Raw genomic sequence first — 17,237 nt, forward strand, 5'->3', positions numbered from 1 at the left:
TTAACAGGCAGCCTATGACCTTGCATGGAATGAAGCTAATCGTGTTAATCATCTAATAAATACGAACCGATTTGATCTTTTAAAGCTTTCTTACACCCATCTTGATTTTTTATTAGAAAATGTGAAGTAAACTCCTTCAATTTTGAGATTTTGAACCGATATTAAAAAAAGATAAAGGTTTAATAAAGGAGTCTTGCGCTAATGGATATACAAGATTTGATTGCGAAAGTGAATCAAAGTACAGATGAATTAGATTTTGCGACGGCTAGAGTTTATATAGAAGAGAACCTGCAGGTATTAAAGGAAAAACAAGCTAAGCTAAACAGTAATGCAAGGGAATTGCTCCGATTTTTAGTTGATCAGAAGGAATCAGGTATCCAGCCATTATCCAGACAAGAAATGGCGGTCATTAATACCATTAATACATATGCGACAAAGTTTGACTTAAGAGGACTTAAGTTTCTGGTGAAAGATCATGCCAAGCTTTTGTTTAAAAAAGAAGTAGTGGATTATTTGAATTCAGATGCCAAAATAATATTAGAAGGAATGGGAGCTATTTCAACTAAAAGTAAAACCGGTTCATCACCTTCTGTCTAAAACGCTAACACGACCCTTTACAGGAAAATGGTCGTGTTTTTTATATTTATATTTTTGATTTATTCCTTTCTCCTATAAAATAAATACAGATAAATAAAAAGGAGTTAACGATGTGGCAAGCAAATTATTTTATCAAGATCCATACATTCAAACATTTAGAACCGAAATTGTAAACCAGCGTCAAGACGAACAGGGAAACTGGTATGTTGTTTTGAAAGAAACTGCGTTTTATCCAACAGGCGGCGGCCAGCCTTATGATACTGGTACGCTGAATGGTATAAAAGTTACCGCAGTGGAAGAAATCAATGGTGAAATCCGCCATTATTTAGAACAGCCAATGTCTAATTTAGCTGATCCAGTATTTGGTCAAATTGATTGGGACAGACGTTTTGATCATATGCAGCAGCATGCAGGTCAGCATATTTTATCGGCTGCCTTTGAGGAATTGTTTCAAATAAAGACCGTGAGCTTTCATCTTGGTTCAGAAGTATTAACAATCGATTTAGACACTCCTGAGTTAACAGAGAAAATTGCTCTTCAAGCAGAGCGTTTAGCCAATCAAATCATTTTAGAAAACCGACCGATAGAAACCAAATGGCTGACTGAAGAAGAAGTAAAGAAGTACCCCTTACGAAAAGAATTATCTGTAACAGATAATATCCGTCTTGTGATTATTCCTGAGTTCGATTATAACGGCTGCGGCGGAACTCATCCAAGCTCTACAGGCCAGGTCGGTTCCATCAAAATATTGAAATGGGAAACACAAAGAAAGAAAATCAGGGTACAATTCGTTTGTGGAAATCGTGTTCTAAAGCAATTACATATCAAACAAAATGTTTTAATTGAATTAACCCAGATTTTAAATGCACCTGAAATAAAAGCAGCAGAAGCAGCTAGCCGCCTGTTAGAAAAGAATAAAGAATTAGAAAAAGACTTAGGGGAAGCTCAAGATCAGCTCTTACAGTTTGAAGCAGTACAGCTGTTGGGCGAAACACAAACGATCGGTGGCAATATTATGATTACAAAAGTATTTTTAAACCGGCCGCTAAAGGAACTTCAAAACATGGCTAGGCTAATCACAGAAAAGAATAGCGAAGTTATCGTTGTATTCGTTTCTAAAAATGAACAGCAGCTGCAGTTTGTAAGTGCCAGTGGCGGCGAAGTGGTACTAGATCTGAGACGAGTTGGAAAAGAAGTTTTCCCGCTTATTAATGGGAAGGGCGGAGGAAATTCATCTTTTATACAAGGCGGGGGCGAGGCACTCCTTTCTCCTGAGGATTTTATTCATAAGGTTTTAGAGAAAATAAGGGAATACTGAAACATATTAGAGCCTGGTAGTTTGATGGCAAATAGTAAAAAAATAATAATGGACCCCATATCTTTTCACTCCTCTCAAACGTTTATAAAGTAGAGAGGTGCAAAAGGAGTGATCAAACATGCGAGATGAACTAAATAAATCGGCTTTTACGAATGGAAAAGAGCTGGATCTTGAGCTGGAACAGAGAATTTATCACCTGTATCCAAAACTTCAGCAATATTGCCATTTTATATCTCAAAACCAATGGGATGGGGATGATTTGGCCCAGGAAGTGGTCACTAAAGTCCTGGATCGCTATAAATATAACACTAGCATCAGTCCTGCTTTGCTGAGAAAAATGGCGTATAACCAATGGATTGATACCGTTCGCAAAAAGAAATATGAGTCTCTGACCATCACGGAAGAAATCGATCAGCAGGAGTACGATAAACCGATTGAGACTTCGTTGGAAGTCATTGATTTTCTAATGAAAGAACTGACTCCGAAGCAGGCAGCGATATTTCTGTTAAAAGAGGGATTTCATTATCAATTAAGCGAGATCTCAGAGTTTTTTGGTGCCACAGAAATGTCGGTTAAAGCCACTTTATATCGGGCCAGAAAAAGGATTGAAACCAAGAACTCAAATAGCGACAATGATACATCTGCGCAAATCTATTGGAATGATGAAGAACGGAAACAAGTCTATGATCTTTTTAAAACCACGATCGAAACGCAGGATCCGGCCATTCTCATCAAAGCCATACCATTCATCCGCTTGTTTGAATCCGAAGCTAATACTCCAAAGCTTATCATGAAGAACCACTGGACTGCGTATTCTCCTTCAAGCACACTCTCTATGGCGGCATAACCTTAAGCTTAAAGGAGGAAATTTAGAATGAGTACGATTCCATATGTGATTGAACAGTCAAATCGGGGGGAGCGCTCCTATGATATTTACTCCCGTTTATTAAAAGACCGAATCATTATTTTAGGCGATGAAATTAATGACCATGTTGCAAATAGCATCGTAGCACAATTATTATTCTTGGCAGCCGATAATCCAGAAAAGGACATTTCCTTATATATTAATAGTCCTGGAGGCTCTACAAGTGCAGGTTTCGCTATATTTGATACAATGCAATATATTCAGCCTGATGTAAGAACGATTTGTACCGGTATGGCTGCATCCTTTGGAGCCATGCTGCTTTTAGCCGGCACGAAAGGAAAGAGGTTTGCTTTACCTAATAGTGAAATCATGATTCATCAGCCGCTTGGCGGTGCCAGAGGGCAAGCAACAGAAATCGAAATTTCCGCAAAGCGCATTTTAAAATTGCGGGAGCATATCAATCATATCATTGCAGAACGTACTGGCCAGCCAATTGATAAGGTCGCAAAAGATACAGACCGGGATTTTTTCATGAGTGCTGAAGAAGCAAAAGAATATGGGATCATTGATGAGATTATAACAAGGTAATTCTCAGGTACGGTACAGGTGGGTATTTTGCGGACACTGGTTCCGTTATTCGAGAAAAAATAAGGTTTTTTCGATTTTATAGGACATGGGTTCCGTTATTGAGCGAAAAAGAGGTCATTTTCGTATGAAAAACCTTATATAACGGATCTCATGTCCTTAAATTTTTCAGATTCCCATTATTTTATGGAATAACGGATTCTATGTCCGTTACAAGTTGATACAAGATATTAAAGCATAATCATAAGTTTCGATTTCTGCAGAAAAAACATAATTCCGAATCGTTTCGTTCATACTAAACATATGTTCGGGAGGTGTTTTTTAAAATGGAATCCAAAAGCTTTGAGCAAATATACGAAGAGTATAAGAATCAGGGAGAACAGCAGGCTCAGGAAGAAGTTCCTTCTGTGAATAACACAAATAAAGAGGAGATTGTGGCCGTACGAAAGAATGAAGACGGAGACCTGATTGCATTCAAAACCAATACAGGCAGAGAATTGGATTACATCACAGCTCTGCAGGAAGCAAAAGCCGGGAACTTAGCCCATGTGGATGTCTTTCATAAATACGGCAGAGATATTTTAAGAAGTGAACCGGATGGAATTAAGGAGAACAATTTAGATCGCTTACCTTCATTTTAAACATTTATTGCAGGCACTCCTTTACTGGAGTGTCTTACTTTATATAGGCTCTTTAGATTACTATGAATAATTGACTGTCAATCTCAATAAAATGAACTAACGCAAATTGGGATTGGAGGAATCAAAATGAGTCGCGTTACAAAAGCTATGTTAATAGAATACGAACGTCTTAATCAAAGTAAAAAAGAAATTGAAGCCCAAATGAACAAACTTAAAAAGCATTTTCATGCTTATTTTGACGAGACTGTCGGAGAAAATGAAAAAGGTGAGCTTGTCCTTGAAGGGTACAAGCTGCAAAGACTAATCAGAAGTGTCGAGCAGTTTGATGAAGAGAAAACGGTTGAAAAACTAGAAGAACTGAATATGAAGGATTTAATTCAAATCGTAAAACGACCAGATGAAGAAAAAATTCATGCTGCTCTGAATTTAGGCTTTCTTAAAAGAGAGGATATAGAACAATGTATCCTTAATAAAAAGACGGGAGCAATTTCTGTTAAGGCTATGGTAGAATAATAGAGAATATTGGGATGAGACATTTAATGAAAAAAGACTGAATGTGCTTAGATACATTCAGTCTTTTTAATGATTAACTTCCGCTTGATGAAGCAGCGGTTACACCCGCTGCTGCGGCGATCATGGCAGCCTGCTGGGCTTGGATGAGGGCTTCGATGATCGAGTGGAAGCCTGTTTCTATGAAACTGGGATCCTCAATTTTACTGCTTATTGTCAGATTAACAGCCATCATAAAGTTCATGTCTTTATGCCATTTGAAAAGTTTATTTGTATTTAATTCTTCTGTTACTCTTTCAATTGTTTTAATTTCATTGGCTCCGTCTTCAATTAGCGCAAGCATCCCTATTTCCGGATAATGGGTAGGCTTTGGTTTTCTGCCTAACTGGTGAAAGGTGTCCTGTAATCTGATGCAGCGGTTTACTAATTTACTACTATCTGTTTCATGGTCTAATGAAAGAATATGACTTAGAAATTGAAGGTCATTCCCTTTTTTAAAGCCATTTTCATTTAATTGATTGTAAAATAGCTCAATCACATCCATCAATTTTTCAACTGGTTCCTTACGAGCCGCGACCATTACGGCAAGCGGATAGTCTGCAGAATTAGTTAAGAAAAAATGCTTCTTTTGCATACCTTTGTAAACAGCCATCGCCCGCTCTATTTTTTCCTTCCGGTTTGTTAATAGATTAGTATCTTTTAACAAAGTAAAGGCTGCAATGTATGTAAAAGCCCCTCTGTTAAAGCCCCCATTGACAAGCTCTTCATATAACTCAATATAGTCACCGAATATCTTTTCTGGATTTTCGAAGTGAATATCGAGCATAGCTGCTGTAGTAAATCTTTGGTATGATTTTAGGGTGGAAAAGGCCCCAACGTTGTTTTTGATATAATCACTGATTTTAAGAAAGCGATCTATTTGAAAGTTCTTTTTATTAATGACATACATAGAAGCAATGAGCATTAATGTTCGCTGATCGGCAATTTTCCACTTTAATTTTTCTTTTAATAAGGAGTATATTTGAATATAATCATTTAAGTTTTGGTCAATGATTTGATGATTCATTTAATAATTCCTCATTTCCAGTTTTTTCAGTTATTTTTACGTTTTATAAAGGAAATAGGTTTCAAATCGTATGTAAGAAAAGGGAGTTAGCATGAAAAATATAGGACTTGTATTAGAAGGTGGAGGCTTGCGGGGAGTTTATACTGCCGGTGTACTTGAGTTTTTTATGGAAAAAGATCTTTATTTTCCTTATGTAATTGGTGTATCAGCTGGAGCAGGAATGGCAGCTTCCTATTTATCGCGGCAAAAGGGGAGAAACTGGAAGGTTAATATTGATTTGGCGATTGACCCGCGCTATGTTTCGTTTCGTAACTGGATTCGAAATAAAGAGGTTTTTGGTATGGACTTTATTTTTGATGAAATTCCTAATCAATTGGTTCCTTTTGATTATGATACTTTTTTGAAGGCCGAAGAACATTTTATTATAGGAACCACTGATTGTGAAACTGGAGAGCCTGTCTATTACAGTAAGGATGAGCATGGGGAGCATATGCTAAAAATCATTCGTGCCTCAAGTTCCTTGCCATTCCTTGCCCCAAGCGTTGAATATGATAATCGAAAACTGCTGGATGGCGGCATCATTGACCCGATTCCGATAAGAAAAGCCCAAAAAGATGGGAATATCAAGAATGTCGTTATTATGACAAAGCCGCCGCATTATCGAAAGAAGAAAAGTAAACTTAGCATGATGTTGAAATATTTGAGTAAGAAACAGCCTAAAATTGGAGAAGTTTTGCTGACAAGACATACATTATACAATGAGACATTACAGTATTTACAAGCAGAAAAAGAAAGAGGGAATGTCTTTATTATTCAGCCGAGCGTGGATATTCCTGTCAGCAGAATTGAGAGAAATCAGGAAAAATTAATCCAACTCTATGAGTTAGGCATGAAAGATGCGGAAAAACTGTATCAAGATCTTAACCTATTTATTTTTCAAAAATGATTAATAGACAGTAATAGTATTATGTAGACTAAAATCGTAATGATATAATTGTTGTCCATTCATTAACAACTGCTCAAACAAGATCACGATTCTGAATCAATCATAGATCCAGACAAAGTGGTCTTTTTTGCGTTAACTCTATTCCGGTATAGTCTGCTTTTGGCACTAGACCTAGGCAAATATGGAAATTTAAATGAATAAAATAATTTAGGCAGTTTGTCCTAATCAAATATCTTAGTTTAGCATAATTTGGTACAAGGAATACAAAAACAGTTTCACTTTACTCTTTTACAAGGGTTTAGGCTTTTTTGTCTAAACTTAAGGAATTTATTTATAAGGGAGGTTTTAACATGATGGGGCTATGGAGATATCAAGGACAAGCAGTTGACGTTATCGACCGTAATGGGAGAGTTTATAGGGGAATTTTTGACGGTACAAATCAAACAAGAGGCCTATTTCTTCGTTCTCGCTTCGGAAGAAGAAGGTTTTTTCCATTTTTTTTCATTGCAGCCGTATTTGTGGTAAGAGGAAGACGGCGAATATTTTAGAAAAATAGATTTACAAAGTAAGTTAAAAGGGGCTATTTAAATGTCAGGATCACTGATTTTTTTGGAGCCCTTTCTCATTTATTCTTTTTTTGTAAAGACACTTACTGAAGAGTTTGTTTTTTAATGTTGCCCGCAGCCCGAATACACTTCGCGCACCTTAGGGTGACCAGTGAGCCTCCTCGCTGTCGCGAGCTGAGGTCTCACTTTGGCCACTTCTCCCACTTACCACTGCTGCTTGATATGATTTCAAAATTTATTTTTTAGCAGTGGATATGAGTCTACATGTATTCGGGCTGCTCACTGCGTATAAACTGAATTAGCTATTTTTAAAAGCCAAATTCTTTATTAAAACAACCTTAAAAACAAACAAAAAAATCGTCCAATCTAATAAAATGTAAGTGACCAAACAAACATTAACCGAAAGGACGATTTTTTTATGTGCAATCCGAAGATTACTAATAAAAATTATAACACGCCAATGACTTACTTCCAGAAGCAGAGATAGAAAAGACCCCAAAAAGACAATTAGCCCCTACGTTTTAAACCATACGACAACCGTCAAATTCAATTTTTCATTATTACATATTTGTATTCCTCAAAAAGTGGATAAAATAATAGCTGGATGGCCGTTGGATTGATATATATAAACGGGATTTCATAAGACATAATTGTGATTAGTTGACACTTTCATTTTATTACGTTACAATTATCTCGTATTCAAGATATCCGAATTAAAGGATGGTAAAAATGGATAAAACTTTTAATCAAGATATAGAACTGTCTTTAAAGTTATTTATTGTACTTAATCGAGCTTTAGAGTCAGTGAGAAAGCAAGTAATCAAGGATATAAAAAATTATAACCTAAACTTAACGGAATTTGCTGTCCTCGAGCTTTTATATCATAAAGGCGATCAGCCAATTCAAAAAATAGGAGATAAGGTTCTGTTAGCCAGCAGCAGCATAACCTATGTTGTTGACAAGCTAGAAAAAAAGAATCTGATCGAGCGTAAGCCTTGTCCCACAGACCGAAGAATTACCTATGCTGTTTTAACAGAAAAGGGAGCAGAGTTTATGGATGATATATTCCCTAAACACGCTGCATCTCTTCGGAAAATTTTTGCAGGGCTAGACACAGAGGAAAAGGCTATTGTAATTGAGCATTTAAAGAAACTTGGCCTTTACGCGGAGAAATTGTAATAGTCATGTATCCATTATTTCAATTTCAAACTATTCGATATCCGTATGAAGTAATGAGAACTTCTTTTATTAGGAAGCATAAGAGAAAAATCAGCTTAAAAAGGGGATAAAGTCATGACAAAACGAACAGAAGGGATTCACCATATAACTGCTATTGTTGGTGATCCCCAAGAAAACGTAGATTTTTATGCAGGTGTATTAGGACTTCGTTTAGTGAAAAAAACCATTAATTTCGATGACCCAGGAACTTACCATTTTTACTTTGGTGATGAAGTCGGGAATCCAGGGACAATAATAACCTTTTTCCCGTGGCCAAATGCTTACAAAGGCAGAATCGGAAGCGGACAAGTAGGTGTTACCACTTATGCTGTTCCAACTGGTGCTTTTCCTTTTTGGGAAGAACGTTTAACGAAATTTAACGTAGAAGTTACAAAAAACAGCCGATTTGGAGAAGAATATTTGGCTTTTGAAGATCCTCATGGTTTACAGCTTGAGCTTGTTGAAAGAGATCCAGGCAAAAAAAGTGAGTGGAGATTTGGCGATATGACACCAGAAGTCGCGATTAAAGGTTTTGGCGGCGCTACCTTGCTTTCGAGCCGTCCAGCTTATACTGCTAAACTTCTTGAAGAAACGATGGGACTGGAAAAAGTAGGCGAAGAAGGGGACTATATTCGTTTTAAATCAACGGCTGATATAGGCAATATTATTGAAATTAAGATTTCCCCTGTACCAAAAGGCATGATGGGTGTTGGGACAGTCCATCACATTGCGTACCGTGCGAAAGACGATACGGACCAGCTCGATTGGAAATCCCATGTTGAGAGTGCAGGGTATGGCGTTACACCGGTTCAGCCAAGACAATATTTCAATGCTATTTATTTTAGAGAATATGGGGATATTCTGTTTGAAATCGCAACAGATCCTCCTGGTTTTACGCTTGATGAACCTAAGGACGCATTAGGTGAACAATTAATGCTTCCTGACTGGTATGAACCACAGCGGGATAAAATTGAAAAAGTCTTGCTTCCATTTAAAGTTAGAGAATTAGATTAATTTTAAGGGGGATAAAAAATGAAACATGTTTTTAATGAAGGAAAAGACAAAACGAGACCGACTCTATTAATGCTCCATGGCACTGGAGGGAATGAGTTCGACCTATTGCCGCTTGCAGAACTGATTGATGAGGATGCTTCTGTATTGAGTGTTCGCGGTGAAGTTTTGGAAAATGGAATGCCGCGCTTTTTCCGCCGTTTAGCAGAAGGGATTTTTGATGAAGAGGATTTGGTATTCCGTACCAAACAATTACATGAGTTTCTTGATGAAGCTGCTAATCAATATGGTTTTGCCCGGAATAATATCGTGGCCATTGGTTATTCAAACGGTGCCAATATTGCGGGAAGCCTGTTATTTCATTATGATCACAGTTTAAAGGGTGCAATTCTGCATCATCCAATGGTACCAAGACGAGGAATTGATTTGCCAAATCTCTCTGGAGTACCTGTATTCATTGGTGCAGGACAAAATGACCCTATTTGTCCTCCTCAAGAATCAATCGATTTACAGTCATTACTTAAAAACGCAGGCGCCAGTGTTGAAATTCACTGGGAAAATCATGGCCATTCTCTGACTCAAACGGAAGTAATGGCTGCTGCAAAATGGTATAAGAATCATTTTTAATCGAACAAAAAAGCTAATCGGAACCGAATTCTGATTAGCTTTATTTTTTATCAGTATTGATTAGTTTCTTCCCAATCAGAGTATAAGCCGCTGCCGTTACATCCCGGACAATCATAAAAATTAGTATGAAGAAACTCGTTTAAGGCAAGCATGCTTAAACCGCTGCCCCGGCAATCCGGACAAAGTCCTTTAGACTGCATTTCAGCCACTCTTTTTTGGTAGCGGTCATTTTGCCATTGTGAAAAACGGTTGAGTAAACCCATATCACTCACTCCAACTACATTTTTATATAGTATGTTCAGAATTAAAATTTTTAAACTGCTATTATCACAGAGACATTTTTTGGACTCGTCCATTTTTGATAGTTTTTCTTGCTTTCGAGAGAATAACCCATTTAATATAAATGTAGCTTATGACTTTATAAGAAGAAGGTTTACATATGAAAAGGTATTACACAATAGGAATGGCTGGACACATTGACCACGGGAAGACAGCTTTAACAAAAGCATTGACTAATGTAGAGACAGATCGTTTAAAAGAAGAGAAGGAAAGAAAAATTTCGATTGAACCTGGATTTGCTTCTTTTGTAGATGATGATGATTTTCAAATATCTATCGTTGATGTTCCTGGTCATGAAAGGTTTATAAGGCAAATGATAGCCGGTGTCGCAGGGATTGACCTTGTCATTTTAGTTGTAGCAGCAGATGAAGGAGTGATGCCGCAAACGGTAGAACACCTTGATATATTGTCCTTTCTCGGGATTAGGAGAGGGATTATCGCGATTACAAAAGCGGATAAAGTTGAACCTTCCTTCTTGGAAATAGCAAAAGAAGAAATAGTAAATAAATTAAGAGATACACCTTTTGAAAATACTCCATGTGTTTGTGTCGATAGTCTCTCCTATAACGGAATTGAAGCGTTAAAGACCACTATATTGGATGAAATTGCAAATCTGGAAACAAAAAGCAATCAAGGAAATTTCAGACTCCCTGTTGACCAGGTATTTACGATTAAAGGGCAAGGTACAGTGGTCAGAGGTACCATTTTCAATGGTGAAATTAAGGTTGGTCAGGATATTTGGGTGCTGCCGCAAAAACTGAAAGGATTGGTTCGGTCTATACAAGTTCATCATCAAACCGTTGAAAAAGCCGAAGCTGGGCAAAGGGCAGCGCTTAATCTATCTGGTATTTCACGAGATGAGATTAAGCGCGGCAATGTCATCGTACAAGATGGATCTATTGCAAGTACGAAAACGATTGATGTATCCTTGCGTTTTGTTGCAAATTTAAAATATCCAGTTAAACAGCGAATGCTTGTCAATTGCCATGCAGGTACTTCTGAAGTAATGGGGACGATCGTTTTCTTCGACCGTAATGAAGTTCTACAAGAAGCGGAGGGGGTTCTATGCCAGATCCGGCTGCAGGAACCGATTGTGGTTAAAAGAGGAGATCCCTTTATATTGAGAAGACCGACGCCTGTTGAAACAATTGCAGGAGGGTGGATTTTGGACCCCTTTGGCAAGAAGTACAAATGGGGGCAGGAAACGATTTCGGCATTAGCTTTGAAAAAAGAAGGAACTGTGGCAGAGCGGATGAAGGCTGTCCTTTTGGACTATCAGTCTTTAACCCCATTAGAATTAGCGAATCTGCTTCAGTTAGACATAGGGAATGTCAAACAGACAGTGGATGAATCGCCTATTTTTCATTGGACTCAATCTAACGCGATAACGTTAGATGTATTTTTAGAAAAGGGAATAAATCGTATAGTTAATTTGCTTCAAAAGTTTCACTCTGAATATCCTTTGCGTCTTGGGATTGATAAAGCACAGTTAATGCAAGAATTAGAAAGTGAATTTAAAAAAGACATAGTTGAAACTGTTCTCCAAAATAGCATGTGGACAAGGGTTAATCATTTTATCAAACTTACGAATTTCAAACCATATATACCAAGAGAATGGGAAAATCATGTTAGACAATTGTTACACGCACTTGAAAGAGATCGATATCAAGTGAAGACTATCAGTGAATATTTCGACGAAGCTGGGATTCCTAGTACATTTTGGAATGAATTGTTAAACTTTCTAGATAGAGATCAGCAAATCATTCGATTGAATGAGAATCTCATGTGGACAAGGGCTCATTTTAAAAAGGCCGTTCAAGCTTGCAGGAAAGCCAATCCTGAGGAGTTTACGATTGCGGATGTAAAGAAAATCCTTCCAGTAACGCGAAAGTATCTAATCCCTTTTCTTGTATTATTAGATCAGCAAGGATATACAAAAAGACAAGAAAATAAAAGGATGTGGCTAACAAATAGCTAATCCAAAAGCCTCATTTTTATTTTTGTACAAGAACAGACGTTCTAAAAGTGGGTTTTTGTGGTAAACTAATAGGTAGTAGCTGAATATTTCAAGGGTGGTCGGCTTACCCCTTTGTGAAAGGGGGTGATGCCTATGACAGTTTTCGAATCATTAACTTTAATGATTTCGTTCGCGTCCTTAGTGGTCGTGGTTCTGTCTTTTTCCAATAAAAAATAGACCTCCCTTGAATAATTGGTAAGAGGGTAGAGGTCTATTTTCGTCTAGTAGGCCGATTCCCCTTCGAAAATCAGCTGCTCTAGGCCTCGGAGTGTTCCCGCACTCTGAGGTTTTTGATTTTGAGTTAAATCAACTCATTTAAGTATATGAGTTTATTTTACTATATGTGTTTTTAAAGCTTAATATGTGGTTCTCTTATTTAATGTACCACAAAAATCTATAGTTTAAAACTTATCTAGCGAAATTTTGTTGAAAATTGCTTCTATTTTACTAACTTATTCCACTACATGTATGTAGCATTCGGTATTTTTTTCTTTCACTAGCCCAATAATCCCCGCCTGAAAAGCAGATTGCTGATTGAATTGTTGGATGTATTGAACTGCCTGTTTCTCCGGTAATGCAATTAATAAACCGCCAGATGTTACAGCATCACACAGGATCAGCTGATCGACTTCAGTGAGATTCGGATCATAAGAAACTATAGCTTGCAGCCACTTGTGATTGGATTTAGTACCGCCTGGTATGACTCCCTGTTCCGCTAAGTTTCTTGTCCCATTAAGAATCGGGACCTTTTGATATGAGATTTCTAAGGAAACTCTGCTGCCTTGAGCCATTTCACTGGCATGTCCCATTAACCCAAAACCAGTTACATCGGTTACAGCATGCGGTTCAAAGTTAGAAAGTATCTCTGCAGCTTTTTTATTTAAAGTCGCCATTAGCTCTGTAACTTCTTGTTCTTGTTCTTTCGAAACGGCATTTCGTTTGATTCCAGTTGTAACAATACCCACGCCGATTGGCTTCGTAAGGACAAGCACATCTCCTGGCTTAGCTCCAACATTCTTCCAAATTTTTTCTGGATGAATAATCCCTGTTACCGATAAACCGAATTTAGGTTCCTGGTCATCGATGGAATGGCCGCCAATCGTTGCCGCTCCTGCTTCTGTTACTTTATCATGTGCTCCCTGTAAAATTTGAGCCAGCATATCAGCACCTAATTTTTTGATCGGATAGCCGACCAGATTAAGAACCGTTTTTGGGGCAGCTCCCATTGCATACAGATCGCTTAGAGCATTGGCTGCGGCAATTTGCCCAAAATAATAAGGATCGTCCACTATCGGAGTAAAGTAATCAATCGATTGAACGATAGCCAAATCTTCTGTAAGCTGATACACACCGGCATCATCTGATGTTTCATTGCCTACTAAAAGTTTAGGGTCTGGATGTGATTCAGGTAAAAGACGCAAAACTTGCGCCAGGTCCTCTGGACCAATTTTGCAGCCTCAGCCAGCTTTGGTTGATAGTGTTGTTAATCGAAATTTTTCTTGTTCGTTCACCTGTCCCACCTCCTTACGTTTATTATACTTAAAAATACGATGATTAGTAATAAATCGAGCTTCGTAAATGAGATACATAAGATGATGTTTATCTAACATGCTATAATGATGGTAAAATTTGTACATAAAAGCGAGGCATTTTGATGAAAGAGTGGTTACGTTCCATACCTCCAGTTCATGAATTACAAAAGGACCCAGAATATATTCAAATAGCAGATGAATTCGGGATTGATTCCGCTCAAGTTCATCAAATTTTAACTCATAGCTTAAATCATGTGAGAGATGAAATAATAAAAGAAATTTGGCAAGGGCCGCCAGTTGCTTCGAATGAATTTGTTAATTGGCTCTGGACCCAAGTGAGGATTCAAGTGAAGGCGCAATGGAGTAAGAAGCTGAAAAAAGTAATTAACGCTACCGGAACCGTGCTCCATACCAACCTGGGACGAGCTCCCTTGAGCAAAAGTGCGATTGAACGTATTGTACAAACCGCATCCTCCTATTCCAATCTTGAATACAACCTCACAGAAGGAAAGAGGGGATCTCGGCATGATTTAATTGAAAATATGCTGCTTCAGTTAACAGGCGGAGAAGCAGCTTTGGTTGTTAATAATAATGCTGCTGCTGTATTTTTAGTTTTACGTGCATTAGCCAGAGAGAAAGAAGTGATCATTTCCCGCGGCCAGCTTGTCGAAATAGGCGGGTCTTTTCGGGTGTCATCCATTATGGAAGAGAGCGGCGCAGTTTTAAAAGAAGTAGGGACGACGAACAAAACCCATTTGCATGATTATGTACACGCACTTTCCGAAAACACAGCCATGGTAATGAAAGTACATACCAGTAATTTTAAAATGATCGGTTTTACTAAAACGGTACCAGTTGAAGAGCTCGTATCCCTTAAAGAACATAAGTCCAATCTCATTGTGTATGAAGATTTAGGGAGCGGAGTTTTATATGATTTTCGGGAAGATGGAATCGGAGAAGAACCTAAGATTCAATCTGTGATAAACAGCGGTGTTGATCTTATATCTTTTAGCGGGGATAAGATGTTGGGAGGGCCCCAGGCAGGAATTATCATTGGAAGAAAAGTCTTTATCGATCGGCTAAAAAAACACCCGCTAACTCGTGCTCTCCGTGTAGATAAGATGACGCTTGCTGGTTTAGAAGCAACTCTTTTACACTATTCAGCAGGAGAAAAGGGTTTGAAAGAAATCCCGGTTATCCGGAATATTCTTTTGTCAAAGGAGGAGATCTTTGAACGTTCACAAGCCTTTATCCGTTTATTTAAAGAAAAATTTCGAACTTTCCATGTTAATTGTAAAGAAAGCTGCAGCCAAGTTGGGGGAGGGGCGATGCCTGATGTTCAATTAGAGACTTATGTCATTACGGTTAGACACGATAGGCTGGATGCTCATTTGATAGAAGAAAAACTTAGAAAAGCGTCAACACCGATCATAGTTAAAATTCGCGACGATGAAATTCAGTTAGATTTAAGAACGGTTGAGGAATCTGATTATCAAGATATCTTATCTGCATTCAGCTTAATGGAAGATTAAAATTGTCACTGCTATTTTGGCAGTGACTTTTTTATTCACGTAAAAAGGAATTTGACAGAATTTATCGAATTATAAGATTGGAAAGGGAGTGAAATATTGAAAACATTAATATCATTATCAAACAGAATGATGCAGCGTTACTTGCCTGACCCTCTGATTTTTGTATTTATATTAACTTTAGTAGTCTTTCTATTGGGTCTTGCGGTAACACCATCAACCCCAGCTGAAATGGTTAGGTATTGGGGAGGAGGCTTTTGGGGACTGTTAACCTTTGCGATGCAAATGGTTCTGGTTCTTGTAACAGGACATGTACTTGCAAGCAGTCCGATTATTAAATCGCTGTTAGGTAAAACAGCAACACTCGCTAAAAGCCCAGGCTCAGCAATTATCCTGGTAACCCTTGTATCATTGATTGCAAGCTGGCTTAACTGGGGATTTGGACTGGTAATTGGAGCATTGTTTGCCAAAGAACTGGCCAAACGGGTAGCCAATGTCGATTATCGTCTCTTGATTGCAAGCGCTTACAGCGGATTCGTAATTTGGCATGGCGGTTTTTCAGGATCGGTTCCGTTAACGATTGCGACACCAGGTCACTTCGCCGAAGATTTAATCGGTATTATTCCTACTAGTGAGACGATTTTTGCTCCGTATAATTTAATTATTATTGCTGCTATTTTCGTCGTTTTGCCAATCCTAAATCGGTTTATGATGCCTTCAAAAGAAGAAACGGTTACAGTAGATCCGCAGCTATTAGAAGAATCATTGCCAGCCGTTGCGGTTGAGGAAAATAAAAAACTCACACCAGCTGAATGGTTAGAAAACAGTCCAATTGTGTCAGTCGTTGTATTTATTCTAGGGTTATTCTTTATCTATTTCTATTTTGGTGATAGCGGAAAATTAAACTTAGACATTGTTAACTTTTTATTCTTATTCTTAGGGATTTTATTACACTGGAGACCGAAAAACTTCCTCCAGGCAGTCGCCAATGCCGTGAAAGGGGCTGGTGGCATTATCATCCAATTTCCTTTCTATGCGGGAATTATGGGCATGATGACTGCATCTGGTCTTGCTGTGTGGTTTGCGGAAATTTTTATCCAAATATCTAATGACACTACATTTGCACTATTTACGTTCTGGAGTGCAGGGATTGTAAATATCTTCGTTCCTTCAGGCGGAGGTCAATGGGCTGTGCAAGCCCCAGTTACTCTTGAAGCTGCAGCCTCACTTGGGGTTCCAGCTGCAAAGGCAGCTATGGCTGTTGCATGGGGTGATGCCTGGACGAACATGATTCAGCCATTCTGGGCGTTACCTGCACTCGCGATTGCCGGGCTAAAAGCAAAAGATATTATGGGCTTCTGTGTGATTGTGTGTGTGGTTACAGGGGTCATCATTTCGCTTGGCTTATTATTGTTTTAACGAATGGAAGGGTTCCGAATAATCGGAACCCTTTTTTACTAAATAACAAAGACTGCCCACTGAACTTTGACAACTGTCTAGCTCCAGCGCACAGCGCCTATTGGACTTCCCTCACCTCCGGTCGATAAGTCAACATCGGCTCCCTGACGGTCGCCGTGTTTCCTTTATCTCACTCCGGTTCAGTCCAGTCCAGACGTCGCTGAACGTGCGCTTACGCTTTTCTACATATCATGGTGTGTATTATGTTTTTGACGTGTATGGTTGCGATTTTTTACTTTATGAGATCCACTTAATGGCCGCGGCTGTGTGGGGTGATCTCCCTTTGGAGCATTTTTGCGCATATCTTTGCCATCATTTCTGTTCAATTTTTCTCCTCCTCCTTTGTCTTTAGTGTGAAACCTTCCTAGATGAAATATACAAGCATAGACATGAATACTCTTTCTATCGGTTT

The 17,237-nt window shown here is 38.3% G+C and carries 19 protein-coding genes; 15 read left to right on the forward strand and 4 right to left on the reverse strand.

Annotation, left to right across the window (positions count from 1 at the left end; translation table 11 throughout):
* Positions 1-201 precede the first annotated feature (201 nt).
* From CRO56_RS19035 to CRO56_RS19060, 6 genes are all read left to right on the forward strand, one after another.
* A complete protein-coding gene (locus tag CRO56_RS19035; RefSeq protein ID WP_097160203.1) occupies positions 202-597 on the forward strand; it encodes a hypothetical protein in 396 nt (131 codons plus the stop codon).
* A 112-nt stretch (positions 598-709) separates the two neighbouring features.
* The gene (locus tag CRO56_RS19040; protein ID WP_097160204.1) at positions 710-1,915 is read left to right on the forward strand and encodes an alanyl-tRNA editing protein; all 1,206 of its coding nucleotides are present in this window, start codon (positions 710-712) and stop codon (positions 1,913-1,915) included.
* A 118-nt stretch (positions 1,916-2,033) separates the two neighbouring features.
* On the forward strand, positions 2,034-2,762 hold the full coding sequence (locus CRO56_RS19045) for a sigma-70 family RNA polymerase sigma factor (protein WP_097160205.1): 729 nt from the start codon (positions 2,034-2,036) through the stop codon (positions 2,760-2,762).
* A 27-nt stretch (positions 2,763-2,789) separates the two neighbouring features.
* Positions 2,790-3,368 carry an ATP-dependent Clp endopeptidase proteolytic subunit ClpP gene (clpP, locus tag CRO56_RS19050; protein ID WP_097160206.1) on the forward strand — a complete coding sequence of 193 codons (579 nt, stop codon included), beginning with the start codon at positions 2,790-2,792 and terminating at the stop codon, positions 3,366-3,368.
* Positions 3,369-3,691: 323 nt separating this feature from the next.
* Positions 3,692-4,006, forward strand: coding sequence for a DUF3892 domain-containing protein (locus CRO56_RS19055; protein WP_097160207.1), 315 nt, complete (start codon positions 3,692-3,694; stop codon positions 4,004-4,006).
* 126 nt (positions 4,007-4,132) lie between these two features.
* Positions 4,133-4,519, forward strand: a complete 387-nt coding sequence (locus CRO56_RS19060; protein WP_097160208.1) for a hypothetical protein — start codon at positions 4,133-4,135, stop codon at positions 4,517-4,519.
* Between the two features lie 73 nt (positions 4,520-4,592).
* On the opposite strand, the gene CRO56_RS19065 is transcribed toward CRO56_RS19060, so the two are convergent.
* On the reverse strand, positions 4,593-5,582 hold the full coding sequence (locus CRO56_RS19065; protein ID WP_097160209.1) for a DUF4003 family protein: 990 nt from the start codon (positions 5,580-5,582) through the stop codon (positions 4,593-4,595).
* Between the two features lie 91 nt (positions 5,583-5,673).
* Here CRO56_RS19065 and CRO56_RS19070 point away from each other — a divergent pair, with 91 nt between their 5' ends.
* From CRO56_RS19070 to CRO56_RS19090, 5 genes are all read left to right on the forward strand, one after another.
* Positions 5,674-6,528: a patatin-like phospholipase family protein gene (locus CRO56_RS19070; RefSeq protein ID WP_097160210.1), complete on the forward strand. Its 855-nt coding sequence runs from the start codon at positions 5,674-5,676 to the stop codon at positions 6,526-6,528.
* Positions 6,529-6,878: 350 nt separating this feature from the next.
* Positions 6,879-7,076, forward strand: a complete 198-nt coding sequence (locus CRO56_RS19075) for a hypothetical protein (RefSeq protein WP_179714358.1) — start codon at positions 6,879-6,881, stop codon at positions 7,074-7,076.
* A gap of 747 nt (positions 7,077-7,823) precedes the next feature.
* A complete protein-coding gene (locus CRO56_RS19080; protein ID WP_097160211.1) occupies positions 7,824-8,273 on the forward strand; it encodes a MarR family winged helix-turn-helix transcriptional regulator in 450 nt (149 codons plus the stop codon).
* Positions 8,274-8,387: 114 nt separating this feature from the next.
* Positions 8,388-9,326 carry a ring-cleaving dioxygenase gene (locus CRO56_RS19085; protein WP_097160212.1) on the forward strand — a complete coding sequence of 313 codons (939 nt, stop codon included), beginning with the start codon at positions 8,388-8,390 and terminating at the stop codon, positions 9,324-9,326.
* Positions 9,327-9,344: 18 nt separating this feature from the next.
* Positions 9,345-9,950 (forward strand): alpha/beta hydrolase, encoded by a 606-nt coding sequence (locus CRO56_RS19090; protein WP_097160213.1) that lies wholly within the window; start codon positions 9,345-9,347, stop codon positions 9,948-9,950.
* Between the two features lie 50 nt (positions 9,951-10,000).
* On the opposite strand, the gene CRO56_RS19095 is transcribed toward CRO56_RS19090, so the two are convergent.
* On the reverse strand, positions 10,001-10,213 hold the full coding sequence (locus tag CRO56_RS19095) for a methionine aminopeptidase (protein ID WP_097160214.1): 213 nt from the start codon (positions 10,211-10,213) through the stop codon (positions 10,001-10,003).
* Positions 10,214-10,389: 176 nt separating this feature from the next.
* Between CRO56_RS19095 and selB the strand changes: the two genes are divergently transcribed.
* Positions 10,390-12,267 (forward strand): selenocysteine-specific translation elongation factor, encoded by a 1,878-nt coding sequence (gene selB / locus CRO56_RS19100; protein ID WP_097160215.1) that lies wholly within the window; start codon positions 10,390-10,392, stop codon positions 12,265-12,267.
* 132 nt (positions 12,268-12,399) lie between these two features.
* Complete coding sequence (locus CRO56_RS23295; RefSeq protein ID WP_281257341.1) at positions 12,400-12,483, forward strand: putative holin-like toxin; 84 nt, start codon at positions 12,400-12,402, stop codon at positions 12,481-12,483.
* A 275-nt stretch (positions 12,484-12,758) separates the two neighbouring features.
* Here CRO56_RS23295 and selD read toward each other — a convergent pair whose 3' ends face one another.
* Complete coding sequence (gene selD / locus CRO56_RS19105) at positions 12,759-13,817, reverse strand: selenide, water dikinase SelD (RefSeq protein WP_097160216.1); 1,059 nt, start codon at positions 13,815-13,817, stop codon at positions 12,759-12,761.
* Positions 13,818-13,960: 143 nt separating this feature from the next.
* Here selD and selA point away from each other — a divergent pair, with 143 nt between their 5' ends.
* Complete coding sequence (gene selA, locus CRO56_RS19110) at positions 13,961-15,370, forward strand: L-seryl-tRNA(Sec) selenium transferase (protein WP_097160217.1); 1,410 nt, start codon at positions 13,961-13,963, stop codon at positions 15,368-15,370.
* Positions 15,371-15,466: 96 nt separating this feature from the next.
* Complete coding sequence (locus CRO56_RS19115) at positions 15,467-16,786, forward strand: short-chain fatty acid transporter (protein ID WP_097160218.1); 1,320 nt, start codon at positions 15,467-15,469, stop codon at positions 16,784-16,786.
* A gap of 221 nt (positions 16,787-17,007) precedes the next feature.
* Here the strand turns inward: CRO56_RS19115 and CRO56_RS23300 are convergent, their stop codons facing one another.
* On the reverse strand, positions 17,008-17,151 hold the full coding sequence (locus CRO56_RS23300) for a small acid-soluble spore protein P (RefSeq protein ID WP_097160219.1): 144 nt from the start codon (positions 17,149-17,151) through the stop codon (positions 17,008-17,010).
* Positions 17,152-17,237: the final 86 nt, after the last annotated feature.

The organism is Bacillus oleivorans (genome assembly GCF_900207585.1).
Classification (GTDB): domain Bacteria; phylum Bacillota; class Bacilli; order Bacillales; family JC228; genus Bacillus_BF; species Bacillus_BF oleivorans.